The organism is Acetobacter sp. DsW_063 (assembly GCF_002153745.1).
In the GTDB taxonomy this organism is placed as follows: Bacteria; Pseudomonadota; Alphaproteobacteria; order Acetobacterales; family Acetobacteraceae; genus Acetobacter.
Window position 1 is genome coordinate 63404 of record NZ_JOPL01000007.1, and the last position, 12646, is coordinate 76049.

Below are 12646 nucleotides of genomic sequence, written 5' to 3' on the forward strand. Positions count from 1 at the left end.
CCGCAATGTCTGATGATGACCGATACACCCGGATAACGCTTCGCATCCCGAAGGAACTAACTCTCAAATTAAAAGACGCCGCTGACGCTCGGTCGCATTCTATGAATGCTGAAATTATTCAGAGATTGGAGAATACCTTCGGATCAGATTGGGACAAATTACATGAGTTCATTAAGAACCCCAGCAATACTGAAGGCTTGACCGATGATGAGCGGGAAATAGCCTGGAATATTCGCTACATGTCATCAAATGAGTCGGACAGACTGGAAAGAAGCGAGAAAAACGCGTACTTAACTATATCTGCCATACAAGAAATACGAAAATTAAAGAAAAGCGGCGATATTAGCGTACTATTGGATAGTTTAAATAAAGAAGAGCAGCTAAGAGAAGAAAATAGAAAAAAATGGCTTTCAAGACACCCAGTTAAGTCTGAAAAGATCGCTGGTATTGAATCTGAATACGAGGAATGGGAAAACAAAATAAAGGAAATACGAAGAGAGCAGGAGGAATTATATTCAAAACTCAAAGAGGCTAGAGCCAAATCAAGAACCACAAAATTGAAGCTGAAGGCCCACAACTTAGAGATTACGAGGGATATGATGCGGGAGAGGCTTGAATCTCTTGAGAAAGAGGAGGGGATTGGCGAGGGTGAGTGAGTCCTATTGCCATTCCCGAACGAGCGGAACCGTTAACTACCCCGCCACAGCCCCTCGCCCTCCCCGCGCATCGGCGTCAATTCCCAAACGCCATCCCCGGCATACGCGGGTTACCAACGCCATCGGCATAGCTTCCCTGCGCACGCAGGTCCGACATCGCGCGCCCGTATTCGACGTCGAACAGCACGTCAGCGATTTTCTTGCCGTCAACGTTCAGGTTTACTTGGATGGGTTGTGGGCGGGTGGGGTGTATCTGCTCCTCTACGCGGCGTTGCTCATCGTATGATCTGCCTAGCCCAATCCGGGACGCCTGATTGTCCAGCCAAGAGGCTCCGGGAATATGCCTATCGACCCAAGCTCCCGCATGATCCCCGGGGTCAACGGCCCTAACCACCTGATCGGAGACCACTCCAACCACGCCCAGTTTCGCGGATGCGAGCAACAGGCGCTTGCTTAAGGCGAGCGCGCTCGTACCAAACGTTGCCATCGCTGGGACTGATGACGCCACAGCCTCACTCGTCATGACCCGCGCAAATAAACGAATGCCTTTGGCGAACGGCCCAAGAGCGACGGCAGCTATTGAAAGAGTTCCACCTACGGTGAAAAGCACGGCCCCCGCTTCTGCAACGCGTATGAAGTTTTTCGCGGCATCTGGGTGCGCCGAAGCGGCTTGGGTAAGCTTATCGAGACCGCCTCCAATTTCTCGAAGGATATGCGCTGCGTCCTGCGCGGCTGGAAGACCGATGGTCTGAGTGAATGACTTCCACGACGCCTGAAGGTTTTTTAACTGTGTTTCGTAGTTTTGTTGGCTGTCGTCGTAAGCGGAAATTCCCTTTGACTGGGTGCGTAAAGTTTGGTCGCGCTCGATGCTCGTAATCTGCTGGACTATCAGCGCACCAAAGCGCCTCGCAGTTTCGGTCGGAAGAAGCTTGTAGATTTCGTCGCGGACATACGCATCGAACGACTCAGTGTTCCCTGGCCTGCTCGCTATATTCTTCTGGTAGTCTGACCTCAGATTCGGTGCCACGTAATCCCTTATCCAAGGGAAAATTCCTTGGGAAGGATCATTCAGTACCGCGTCGCCAGCTAACGATCCTCGCGACATAATGACGCGACCATCCGCGCCAAACCGATACCCTTGAGAAGAAAGCCTTTTCCGGTCATCTCGCGATAAATGGTCAGGAAGATGCAGTGCATCCATTTCGCTTTGACTGATCTGGTGAATTCCATGGATTATGCCTAAACGAGACATCTCCTCGGCGTTCCGCTGCGGCATTACGCCGCCGTAGAATGCACGAGACATCGCCGTCACGGCGGTACCTGCCCGGTATCCCCCCATTTCGATGATGGGCGTCATCATCATGTTCCAGAACGCGTCGGGGTCCATGCCGCGCGCTGTAACGGACGCCATCTGCATCGCGTTCTTCAGGTCAGACGGCTTGATCGTGCCGACTGATGCCTGAAGAGTCTTTACTGTCGCGTCGAGATATTTGTTGAATCTGGCGTCGTCGAAACTGCCATCGGCAGAGAACCGCGCTCCGCCCATCTGCTCGACAACCCGGAAGATGTCCTTCGACCCCTCGTCGCCATACAAAGCGCGCGTTTTCAGGAACGCCGGAAGTGTCGCATTGATTTCGCCATAGTCGTGACCGCTCTTGCCTGCGCCAATGATGCTTCTGAGCTCCAGGAGCGCATGAAGTCTGTCCGCGATGTCGGGGCCGCGAACTTCTGACATGGATTTATAGGCGCGCGCGGTCTCATTCATGATCTCGACGTGAGACATACCCGCGATCTTCATGGCCGTTTGCTGCTTCTGCAGCTCGGCTCCGGCTTTGGACAGGTTGTCGAGGCCACGGACCATCGCCCCACCAACAAGCACGCCCATGAAGCCAGCAGCCGCAACGTGCAGCCGGTTAAATTTTCCCTGAAGCTGGTCGACCGACATGTTCAGGCCGAGGACGTGCTTGCCCAACGTCTGAAGAACCGCCGAGGCGTTGTCCTTCATGGCGATGGTTACGCCGATTTTGTAGATGTCAGCCATAAGCCTGTGCTATCCTCGCGGCGTGAAGCCACCTTATTTCGAAACGGACGATGAGTTCGACGACGGCGGAACGCCTATGTGGCGTGAGCGTCAGCAGCAATCGAGCCGGACGCACGTGCGCCAGCGCGTCGCATTAACCATTCCTCATCAGCGCGAACCTGAAACGCTCAAGGAATGGTGGTGGCAGTTATCCTTGCCAGCGAAGTGTTGCGTCGTTTACTTCACACCGCTGGTATTTCTGGCCCTCTACGCCCTAGCAACGATCGCGTATATTTTTATACACGATTACTTTTGGCCAATGACTGATGCTCAGATATTGGACGCGCAGTTGCGCGCCCACGGATGGCAATAGCCACATGAACCCTAAGCCACACCAACTACCCACACCACGGGTGGCTCTCGCCATCATCTCCAAGCCGCAAAACGCAACTATGACATCCAGTCACGGAGATTGCGGCAGTGAAAAAGACGGAGTTACACCGAGTGCGTCCATAACTCCCCCGACAGTCACCGCAGGCCATCCACCCGGTATATCAAGTTCATGAATATCGCCCGACGCCGCTACGCCGCGCTCACCAGAGGCTTTGACATACGACAAGATCAGGCGACATGAAGCTTGCCCCCTGATCTTGGAAGCCACGCCAGCAATGTATGTCGATCCTATCAATCCAACAGCCGACGCATCTGAGTTTTGAACGGTCTCCTTTAGTGCCTCACGCTCTTCCTGTGTAGCTAGTGGATTTATCAAAACAGACCATGTGCTTGCATTATTCTCAGCCTTAATGACATCAACTGTGGAGTTTATCTCGCAAGGTCGCTTAACTACATTACCTGAAACTCCTAACTCCGCCTGGATAGCATCTACAGTTTGAGTCTTACTCACGCCCTTTACAGTAAAGTCAAAGTCACGGCTTTTGTCTGAGCCGACGAAAGACCTCATGCCTGATACTTCTACGGCAATATCGTCAGCTTCGTATCGTATATTAACATCGCCATTTTGCTCTTTTTTACCGAGAGCATTACTCATGAAGTGAGTCCCCTCGTGCGCCCTACCCGGGCTGCCCATAGCGCTCTGGACAGACGTCCTCGTTTTTCCAAGTAGCGAGTGCAGAAAGCGATCTGAGAGGTCAGCGCACGTTACATCGGGCCGATCTTCAGTGGTTGGACCGTCGGACCAGCACCCGCGCTGCCCTGGATAATCAAAACTTGCTGCGGCATCCTTTTTGCTCAAATCACCGCCGTCATCATGCGTCGCTCTAACGACCGCATCGGGGTGGCTCGCAACTGCCGTTCGCTCTTCCCCTGATCCTGCCGATGATGATGTTTCCGCCCGCCAAGTAATAAACAACCCCAACATCACAACCCCCATAACGAGGGTCGCCACTTTTTCAGACTTCATAAAATCCCCCACCGTCAATGGCGGGAGCATAGCAGTCTGCCCTACTTTAGTCGAAGCGCCCCACCAATCACCTCGCCACCGACAAGCGTCCCCACGAACCTCTCGCCGATCTCGTGAACCACTTCCTTTTCCTTGCGCATGAGCGCTCCAGCGAGAACCGTGCGCGGTGGCTGCTTGGTGGTGCCGAGTTCGAAATAGACGAGATTGTCGTCGTCCGAGCCGATAGTCGCCTCTTGGCTCGTGACAGTCGTCTCGATGCTGTCGCGCATCGCGCCAGACCGCAGGCCCGGATCGTTCTCGGTGTAACCCTGCCGCACGCGATCATCCTTCGTGCTATCGGCAAGCTCGGCCCACGCAGGGAGCCCGCCAATCGCCCCTTGATAATGGCCGATCTCCGCTTTTGCCTCTTCCTGCACGGTGCGCGCAGCCGCCTGTAGCCCTAAATGAGCGGCGTGGTCGGCCTCAAGCGTCATTTCAGTAAGGACAGCAGCGAAGCCCAGAAGCGATAATTCAGCCACCATCCGGCCTTTCAAACTGCAAAGTTCGCCAGTTAAATCGCGATCCCTCGAACTCGGCAAAGGTTACGACGCAAGCCATAACCTCGGCTTCATCGAGATCGTTCATCGCGCGGTCGTAAGGCACCCCATTCTTTACGAGCCAGAGACGGTCTCGGAATCCTGGGGCGCCATAGAGTTTTTTGCGTCGGCGGTTACCTTCTTGCTCTCTTCATCGGCGAGCTTCGCGACGGCCTCTACGGCATCAACGTCAACGCAGTCCCACAAGCCATCGATTTCCGGCATGGAGTTCGGGAACGGCGGACTTGGCCGGTCATCAACCTTTACGACGCGAAGACGCATCATTGTGTTGAATGTCCAGACGTTATCGCCGTAGGCGTTTCCTGCGATGCGGCAGAAGCGGGATTGCTGAGAGCCAGAAAGCTCCCTCACCTCAATCTTCCGCCCCTTGGCGTCGGTGACGAAGGTGTTGGCGTTGTCGGCCATCAGATTGCGATCCTCTGCGAAGCGGTGAAGTTAACCGTCTGGTTAACAATGTTGTCGTTCTGCCACTGACCGGCATCGTTCAGCGTGATGGCTACGTCCGAAAATTCGAATGTCGTGGTCGTGCCATCGGTCTCGGTGATGTATTGATAGAGCGTCCCGGAATTGATGGTCGCCGCCGACCAGAACGCGGCCTCGTTTGACGCGATCAGTGCATCGAGCGTGTCGCTGTCGCGCTGCATCACGAAGCTGCCCGACCAGCCATTCGGCACTTCGTAAGTGATAGGCTTGCTATTCAGCGGCGCGGATTTCAGTTGCACCGTCTGTTGGTTCGAGCGGAATTGCGTGACGGTCGGAAGTTCGACCGTCGTTCCGTTCCAGATGAACACCAACCGCGTGTTGCGGCCAATATTGAAGGGCGCGTTCGACATTGCGGGTCTCCGTTAGCTGCTGGAGACGGTGACGGACACGCCTGCCCCGCCCTCAAGATTGATGATGAAGAATCGGTTGATCCCCATGTATTGGACGGTCACGGCGCACACGAGGTAACCGAGCGCAGTCTGCGACGTGGGGTTGTTCGAGGTGTCGCAAACGACGGTGTAGGGAACCGTCGTCCCCGTGTTGTCGAGCATGCCCGCCGAGCGCATCGTCGAGAGAAGCCCGAGGATTGACGCGCGAACGTCGCCGAACAGTGTGGAGTTGATCGGCTCGCCGATATACGGACCCATACCTGTCGCCAGCGTCTCGGCGATGTAGTTGGTCAGGCGCGTATATTCGTCGCCGTAGATCAAATCGTTCTGCGACGAGTTGTATCCGCTGCGACAACCCCAGACCGCGCCGCGCGGAATCGGGTTCGTGACCACATCGAAGCCAGCGGTGAATAGCGAGGACAGTTCAGCCGTGGAATACGTCTGCGTCGATCTGGACGAAACAAGGCCCGCTTTCTGGCTGCCCGCGACGCCGTAAATCTGCTTGTTCAGGCCAGACTCTTGCGGGCTCTGCTGCGATAGCATCCCGGCGACATAGGCCTGCGCGGGAACGAGCATGAGGCCATTCGTGCTGTCGTCCCACCAGAGCCAGTCGCCGAACATGACCTTGAGGCCATAGGAGGCGTAACCGCCACTCACTGACGTTGCGACGGCGTTGGTGATCGTGTCGCCGGATGGCCCGGTCGCGATCATGTAGACGCCCTCACTGATGCCGAACGCCGCCTGAGAGGTGAGGCTGGTGACGTCCGTGAGGCCTGCCAACATGCCGATGGCGCAGGACTGGTTGCGCAGCGCATACATGCCTGTGCGCGGGTCGGCGTCCTCACCGATGAACTGTTCCGTCGTCGGGGTTCCGCCGTCTGCGCCGCCTGAGAGCGTCGCTGTGGCCGCCTCCAGCGTTGGAACGGTCGTTGGAACCGTCAGCACGATCAGCGCGCTCGTATCCGCCGTCACGGCTGCCGCGATGGCTGTCCACGTCGCGCCGGTAGGCGTGAACGCGATCCAGCCAACCTCGATCGTGCCAAAGTCCACTGCAAACTGCGGCTGATCGTTGGTCAGGTCGATCTTGTTCGTAACCCATTCGCCATTTACATGATCGCGATCGTTGCGGAACATGCGTCCGGCGCGCGCGTCGTAAGTGACGATCGGCAGGAAGTCGGCGGAAGTGGATGAAGGGAAACCAAGCGCCATCGTATTTTCCAGTATTCAGACTATCATGCGGGCTGTTTACGAGCCGCCCGCGAACGCTCGGGACACACTGTCCCCAGAAGCCGCTAACCTGCGGCAGCGGCTTCCGGCGCAAGTGCTTTGTGAAAACCGTAGAGTTCGCGCGCGTTGGCCTTGGCGACCGGGTTTGACAGGTAGAAGCTGTCGAGATCAGGAACCAACAAGCCCGCAAGTTCGTATGGGTCCTTGGAAATCGAGAGAAATTTCCCAAGCCGCTGCGCAATGTTCACAAGGTCCGACAGGTGGTCCGCAGGATTGTGCAGCGTCAGGACGTTTGACTTTGCGGGCGTCACATAGGCCACGCGCGCCACGAAGTTCGTCTTGTGGACGTAGAGAGAAACCTGACGCGCGTGTCCGTCGCTGATCGAAGACGACAGTTTCAACTGCGACTTCAAATCGACGATCATCCCGTGCTGTTCCCAGGCGAAGTCCCAGAAGCCAAGTATTGGCACCGGCAGTTCATCGAACTCGTGAACGACTTTTCCCTGATACCCCGTAGGCTGACCGCCCTTGCGGAACTGCTCAAGTCCCGTGGCGACAATTCCGGGTATCGCCTCACGCTCCTTCGCGCGCTTCGGGTCGCCAGACAGTGCGGACAGGTGGTCGAACTTGGCGACAGCCTCCTTCTGACACTCCGAAACGTCGCAGGAGAAATCCTCAAGTCCAAGCTGAATTCCATACTCGGCAGACGTGCCGCGATATGCCGCGCAGCCAACAGGAGCCTTCCTGCCGCACAATCTTTCCATGACCCAGACGGCAGGAGCCGCGGCGAACGTGTTCAGACTGGATGGCGATAGATGCCCGATGCCGTGCAGTTCAAAAGGGTTCGTCATGCCGCCACCTGCGCGCGCATGGAGTTCAGGCCGTATTGCGCGATAAGACACGCTTCCGCGCGCCCGTCGTCCTTCACGCGCGCGAACCTGCACGCCTCAGATGGCCACAACATCATGGCGCGTGCGCGGCTCGTTCCCTTGTCCGCAGTCAGGCACATCGCCTTTTTCCACTTTGTCGGGCGCACCAGAGTCATGGGAATTTTCAGGGCCGCGACGATACCCTCTACGACGCCCGAGGCGTTCCCCAGAACGAAGCTACCGAGGCTGCCATTACCCGGCACGGCCTGAACGTGCTCCATAAAGACATGCGTCACACCGCAGCCCTCAAGAAGCGTCGCAACGCCAGCCGGGGAAATTCTGGTCCGCTTTGTCTTGCCGACCAACTGCTCGATGGCGGGCATGTCGGCGACAGTAACAAGCGATCCGTCCGCGCGCATAATGGCGATTGCTCCCCTTGATCCGGGATCGATCCCGCAGACAAGAACTTCGGCCATCATGCAATCCTCTCGAAATACACTTTTCGGCGTATTTTGCAGGATCTTAGAACCACATCTGAAAGAGGCTTCCGCCCGTTGATCATGTCGCTCAGATATTGAGGCGTGACGCCAACCTTCTCAGCGAAAATACGCTGATTGGCGTATTTACTGATTTCCTCACGAATGATCCTGAAGGCGTCGACGCTGTCTAAAAGTTCCGCGCCGCCTCGCGTAATCTTTTTCGGATCACATACAGCCGCACGCGAGACCGGCGAATGCGCTCCCACGAGAACCTGTTTATCCAAACCCATATCCAAATCCATGCGATCAGACATTCTTCCATGATTCCATCTCGGCCATACGGGCCTTCAAAATGTAAAACTGGTGGTCAAGCTGCGCAGCCTGACGGCTTTTCCATTCGGTGTGCCAGGAGCGTAGACGGTCAGCTTCAACAGCAAGCACCTGCTTTACTTCCAGATACCAGAACCGCTTTGCCTGACCGGCTGTGATGCCCAGAACCCTCGCAGCGCGATCGATCTGCCGACCAACCGTGTCGCCCGCGATGAACGGAGACGCGGCGTCTTTGACGATCGCCTGCATTTCGATTGCGATGGTTTCTGCGGTAGACATTGATTTATCCGTGCTGAGCCGTTTGATTTCTGCCACGGCGGAAAATCCCTCTGTCATTGATGACGGCAGGGAGGTAAACGCCTTTGAACTTCACCGACGAACTCGAAAACCTGATTGTTCTGCTGTCCATAGTGAGAGCGCGGTTGCACCCGCGCATCTCATACCCGCGCGCCGAAGGCGTCTCGATGCGGATAAGACACACCCTTGTTGAGTCGGTGTTTGATGACGCAGTCATGCTGGCGCCGACGCTTGGGTTGGTGGAGGCATGCTCACGCATTGCAGGAGAACTCGTAGAGATCATGACCTACGCGCCACCAACCACGTTCCGCGACGAGACCGGGATTGAAGGGAGGGCATAACCCGCGCACCAACAGCAACCGCCATCAGCGCGCAGAGGAATAGGGCGCTCATCCCTGTGTCTCCTGCGTGGTGCGGGAGAACAGATCGGGGCGGAGTTCTTCGCGCGGGATGCCGGTAATCTTCTCAACGAGCAAAATGCGCGTCACTGGGATGAACCCGGACTTCTTCCACGACTGAACGGTGGAAGGCGGTAATCCGAACTGCTTGGCAGCGGGACGCGTGCCACCCAATCCATCGATGATGCTGCAAGCTACTGACATGGGAGTTTTGTGCGATAACGTCACACATAAGTCAACGATATTTTCGCACGGACACGTGCGACCTGTTCGCACATACTAGACGGATGACTGACCCAAGTATCTCCGATCGTCTGAAAGAACTTCGGTCCCGCGCCGGTTATAGCGTGAGAGAGTTCGCGCGCCTGCTGGGATACGGCGACCGCTACTCCTCTTACGCCTCGTATGAGAACAAATATAAGAAGCCTGCGTTACCTCTCGACATGGCCAAGAACATGCTTCCCTTGCTCGTTGATAAGGGGGAGCCGCGCATCACCCCTGATGACGTTTGGTCTCTTGCCGGAATTCGGGCGGGAGAATCTGCATTGAAGGAAACAATCGAGAGAGCGTCACGGGTAAACGCCCCCGCACCGAAGGGTAGCGTTCGAATTCATGAATACGACGTGTCGCCACAGGCGGGTGGCGGTTCTCTGATCGACGAGGTAGGCGGAAACGGTGACGTTCATACGGCGGTTGCCACCTGGACAATCCCGAAGCCGTTTCTGGACAGCTACCTTCCGGACTCCAGCGGCCTCGCAATCGTAAGGGTCATCGGAAACTCGATGGAGCCAGACTTTCGGGCGGGTGAGCGCGTTCTAGTGGATACGAGCCACCGCATCCTGAGCCCTGATGGGGTTTACGTTCTCTGGAACGGCCTAGGCGTTGTCCTGAAGCAGCTTCAGTTAGTCCCCAACACGTCGCCTCCACGCGCTCGGATAATCAGCATCAATCAAACCTACCCCCAAGACGAGGTCCCATTGGACGACATCACCATCAACGGGCGTGTCGTTGGAAAATGGCTCTGGACTTAACGTAGCTCCCACCCCACCCATCACGAGCCCGGCACATGGCCGGGCTTTATTTTGTCCAACGTGTGCGACAATGTCGCGTGTGTGCGATTTTATCGCTTGACTAACGTGCGCTGTTATCGCACACATACCCCATCACCAGCGCCCACGGCGCACCGGGAGGATGGGATGCTCTCAGAACCAGAATACGAGCGCCTTGGACGCGAGCAGGGACGACATGAGGACAATGTCACGGCCCTTGAAGCAGTCCGAGAACTGATCGACGGCAGCATCAGCACCACGACTAAAGGGCGCGACAACAGCCTCGAAGCGAAGCTCAAGGTACTTGAGGATCGCGGCATCACGCTTCCTAGCGCGGACGCTTTCTGGTCGGCGATGGATCGACTCTGCGACGATCTTTCCGACGCAATCAGTGAGCACAATGACATTTACGAAGATTTGCAGGGCATCCGTGCTCGGGAGAACGCGCGGTTGAACAGATACGAAGCTGCCTAACCCCACCCCACGAAACAGAAAGGAAATACAATGAGCAAGATCACAGCAATAGTTCGTGCGGATCGCATGTATCTGGCGAGCCTTTTTTCCTCAAATGAAGAAGCTCGTTATTATCTCAGCGGCGTATATGTCCATCCTCACGCGGGAGGAGTCAACGTTTGCGCGACAGACGGGCACACGATGGGCCTCTTTCGTGAGCCAGACGGAATAGCAGATGAGGCATTGATAGTAAAAATGCCAAAAGATTGCGTGGCAGCTATCAAAAATAACCAATACGACTCCGAAAACTTGTGGCTTGTAATAACAGACATCGGAACGCCTGTGCGCCGCAGGGCATATTTAATGCGCCACGTAAAAAACGATAACGAAAACATCAGGGAAATTCTCTCAGCCGAACTCCGGGAAGTCCTATCAATGACTGAAGTGTGGTCTGGAGTAGCTGAGGTAATCGATGGAACGTTTCCTGCTTACTTGAGCGTTATCCCAGACGCGCCAGAAAAATGCACCGGAGTTCCGTCATTTAACCCGAGATATGTAAAGCGAATCTCTGACGTTGCGTCATTCGGGAGATCAAAATCCTTCGGCAATCCAGTGACACTAGTTGCAGCCGACAGCGCAAGCCCGGTTCTGTTCGAAATATCCCACAGGGAAGACTTCGTAGGCGTTCTGATGCCTATGCGGGCGGAAACGAGATTGGCGGTACCGGCATGGGCGAGGCGAAAAGAGAAGCAAAACTCTAAGCTAGATGAAGTTGAGCAGCGGACCGATGAGTTAGAGGTCGCCTAACCACCCCACGATGTTTCCCGCTGTTCGCAGCGGGTTGCACCGCCGGGTGACGGCATTTGATTAGATGGTGGTTGAGATGGCCGATATCAAAGAAATTCTTGGAAAGACGATCTGGTCGATCGATGGTCTCGAAAGCGGAAGTGAGGAATTCACGTTCAGGTTTTCAGACGGATGTTCAATAAAGTTTCTGCACTATCAGGATTGCTGCGAGGACGTCTACGTCAATGACGTTTGCGGCTATGCTTTAGACCTCGTTGGCTTTCCATTGCTCGTCGCCAGAGAGGCGGATGGGCAGCAGGATCCAGTTGATGCGGATAGCTATACGTGGACATTCTACGAGTTCGCCACGAACAAGGGCAGCGTAACCGTCCGGTGGCTTGGGATATCGAATGGATACTATTCCGAAGCTGTCGATTACAACTTCAGTTCTGCCTCAGAGGTCGCGGCATGACCATGCAAAACCAAAAACTACAAGCTTGCGCCGATGGTAAGTTCAGCGCGAACCACAACGACGGCAAGGGGCCTTGGATTACGCAGGATGGTAGGCCTGCTCGGGTGATTTGCACTGATGCGCGTGCTGGGCTCCCCGTCGTGGCATTAGCTCTGAACGAGGTAGCAAGCAGAGAGGAAATTTTCTGCTACAGGGCGGATGGGCGATTTTACAGCAGTAGAGCGGAGTCTCACCTCGACCTCCTCAACGCCGAATACGTGCCAGTTCGGCGCGAGTTCTGGGCGAACGTCTATCCACACGGCGGTCTTTTCATCGCAGCGACAAAGGCTGTGGCGGACCGCGAGGCGTCGTCCAGCCGCATCGAATGCATCCACGTCCGCGAAGTCCTGCCGGGAGACGAGTCATGACCGAGACAAGCGAAGAAGAAAAGACCCTTCCTCACGAAATAACCATTCTAAAACTGAGAAAGTGGGATGCCTGCGGTTCGGGGCGTGATTGGTTTCGCGAGAAATTCCCAGAGGGAGGCGTATACGGTGATGTTATGTCGGCTCTCTACAAAGACAAGAGGTATGACGACGCCTCGTGGCTTGCGTCGAATATTTATGCAGACGCGGCAACAAAAGAAGTAGTGGAGGGCGAAGTACGCTCTATCCAGTCCGCGGCTAAAGAGGATCCCACCACGGGAGACTGGTCGCACGCCGCCACGACGGGAGACCGGTCGC

Annotated in this window: 20 protein-coding genes; 9 read left to right on the forward strand and 11 right to left on the reverse strand. The window is 55.8% G+C overall.

Features of this window, described 5'->3' with window-relative positions; translation table 11 throughout:
- Positions 1–5 precede the first annotated feature (5 nt).
- Positions 6–656: an Arc family DNA-binding protein gene (locus HK28_RS01905; RefSeq protein WP_086642929.1), complete on the forward strand. Its 651-nt coding sequence runs from the start codon at positions 6–8 to the stop codon at positions 654–656.
- 76 nt (positions 657–732) lie between these two features.
- Here HK28_RS01905 and HK28_RS01910 read toward each other — a convergent pair whose 3' ends face one another.
- Positions 733–2697 (reverse strand): hypothetical protein, encoded by a 1965-nt coding sequence (locus HK28_RS01910; protein ID WP_086642930.1) that lies wholly within the window; start codon positions 2695–2697, stop codon positions 733–735.
- On the opposite strand from HK28_RS01910, the gene HK28_RS01915 reads away from it, so the two are divergent.
- A complete protein-coding gene (locus HK28_RS01915; protein WP_158093356.1) occupies positions 2687–3049 on the forward strand; it encodes a hypothetical protein in 363 nt (120 codons plus the stop codon). The genes HK28_RS01910 and HK28_RS01915 overlap by 11 nt on opposite strands.
- Before the next feature lie 90 nt (positions 3050–3139).
- Here HK28_RS01915 and HK28_RS13650 read toward each other — a convergent pair whose 3' ends face one another.
- The 9 genes from HK28_RS13650 to HK28_RS01960 all read right to left on the reverse strand — a co-directional run bounded on the left by HK28_RS13650 (position 3140) and on the right by HK28_RS01960 (position 8748).
- Entirely contained in the window at positions 3140–3724 is a 585-nt protein-coding gene (locus HK28_RS13650) for a hypothetical protein (RefSeq protein ID WP_143217279.1), read from the reverse strand.
- A 413-nt stretch (positions 3725–4137) separates the two neighbouring features.
- On the reverse strand, positions 4138–4617 hold the full coding sequence (locus HK28_RS01925; protein ID WP_086642933.1) for a hypothetical protein: 480 nt from the start codon (positions 4615–4617) through the stop codon (positions 4138–4140).
- Positions 4618–4746: 129 nt separating this feature from the next.
- On the reverse strand, positions 4747–5097 hold the full coding sequence (locus tag HK28_RS01930; RefSeq protein ID WP_086642934.1) for a hypothetical protein: 351 nt from the start codon (positions 5095–5097) through the stop codon (positions 4747–4749).
- Positions 5097–5525 (reverse strand): hypothetical protein, encoded by a 429-nt coding sequence (locus HK28_RS01935; protein WP_086642935.1) that lies wholly within the window; start codon positions 5523–5525, stop codon positions 5097–5099. Before HK28_RS01935 ends, HK28_RS01930 begins: the two co-directional genes overlap by 1 nt.
- Positions 5526–5537: 12 nt before the next feature.
- Positions 5538–6773 (reverse strand): hypothetical protein, encoded by a 1236-nt coding sequence (locus tag HK28_RS01940; RefSeq protein WP_086642936.1) that lies wholly within the window; start codon positions 6771–6773, stop codon positions 5538–5540.
- Positions 6774–6856: 83 nt separating this feature from the next.
- On the reverse strand, positions 6857–7642 hold the full coding sequence (locus HK28_RS01945; RefSeq protein ID WP_086642937.1) for a hypothetical protein: 786 nt from the start codon (positions 7640–7642) through the stop codon (positions 6857–6859).
- Complete coding sequence (locus tag HK28_RS01950) at positions 7639–8139, reverse strand: hypothetical protein (protein WP_086642938.1); 501 nt, start codon at positions 8137–8139, stop codon at positions 7639–7641. Before HK28_RS01950 ends, HK28_RS01945 begins: the two co-directional genes overlap by 4 nt.
- On the reverse strand, positions 8136–8453 hold the full coding sequence (locus HK28_RS01955) for a helix-turn-helix domain-containing protein (RefSeq protein WP_143217280.1): 318 nt from the start codon (positions 8451–8453) through the stop codon (positions 8136–8138). The genes HK28_RS01950 and HK28_RS01955 overlap by 4 nt, the downstream gene beginning before the upstream one ends.
- Positions 8446–8748 (reverse strand): hypothetical protein, encoded by a 303-nt coding sequence (locus HK28_RS01960; protein WP_143217281.1) that lies wholly within the window; start codon positions 8746–8748, stop codon positions 8446–8448. The genes HK28_RS01955 and HK28_RS01960 overlap by 8 nt, the downstream gene beginning before the upstream one ends.
- Positions 8749–8831: 83 nt before the next feature.
- Between HK28_RS01960 and HK28_RS01965 the strand changes: the two genes are divergently transcribed.
- Positions 8832–9107 carry a hypothetical protein gene (locus HK28_RS01965; protein WP_086642941.1) on the forward strand — a complete coding sequence of 92 codons (276 nt, stop codon included), beginning with the start codon at positions 8832–8834 and terminating at the stop codon, positions 9105–9107.
- A gap of 48 nt (positions 9108–9155) precedes the next feature.
- Here the strand turns inward: HK28_RS01965 and HK28_RS01970 are convergent, their stop codons facing one another.
- On the reverse strand, positions 9156–9368 hold the full coding sequence (locus tag HK28_RS01970) for a carph-isopro domain-containing protein (protein WP_086642942.1): 213 nt from the start codon (positions 9366–9368) through the stop codon (positions 9156–9158).
- Between the two features lie 83 nt (positions 9369–9451).
- Between HK28_RS01970 and HK28_RS01975 the strand changes: the two genes are divergently transcribed.
- The 6 genes from HK28_RS01975 to HK28_RS02000 all read left to right on the forward strand — a co-directional run.
- A complete protein-coding gene (locus HK28_RS01975) occupies positions 9452–10195 on the forward strand; it encodes a S24 family peptidase (RefSeq protein WP_086642943.1) in 744 nt (247 codons plus the stop codon).
- Between the two features lie 165 nt (positions 10196–10360).
- Positions 10361–10687 carry a hypothetical protein gene (locus HK28_RS01980; RefSeq protein WP_086642944.1) on the forward strand — a complete coding sequence of 109 codons (327 nt, stop codon included), beginning with the start codon at positions 10361–10363 and terminating at the stop codon, positions 10685–10687.
- A gap of 30 nt (positions 10688–10717) precedes the next feature.
- Positions 10718–11473, forward strand: a complete 756-nt coding sequence (locus HK28_RS01985) for a hypothetical protein (RefSeq protein ID WP_086642945.1) — start codon at positions 10718–10720, stop codon at positions 11471–11473.
- Positions 11474–11549: 76 nt separating this feature from the next.
- Positions 11550–11924, forward strand: a complete 375-nt coding sequence (locus HK28_RS01990) for a hypothetical protein (protein ID WP_198945761.1) — start codon at positions 11550–11552, stop codon at positions 11922–11924.
- Entirely contained in the window at positions 11921–12331 is a 411-nt protein-coding gene (locus tag HK28_RS01995) for a hypothetical protein (RefSeq protein WP_143217282.1), read from the forward strand. Before HK28_RS01990 ends, HK28_RS01995 begins: the two co-directional genes overlap by 4 nt.
- A partial coding sequence (locus HK28_RS02000; RefSeq protein WP_198945762.1) for a hypothetical protein occupies positions 12328–12646 on the forward strand: 319 nt, incomplete at its 3' end. The genes HK28_RS01995 and HK28_RS02000, both read left to right, overlap by 4 nt.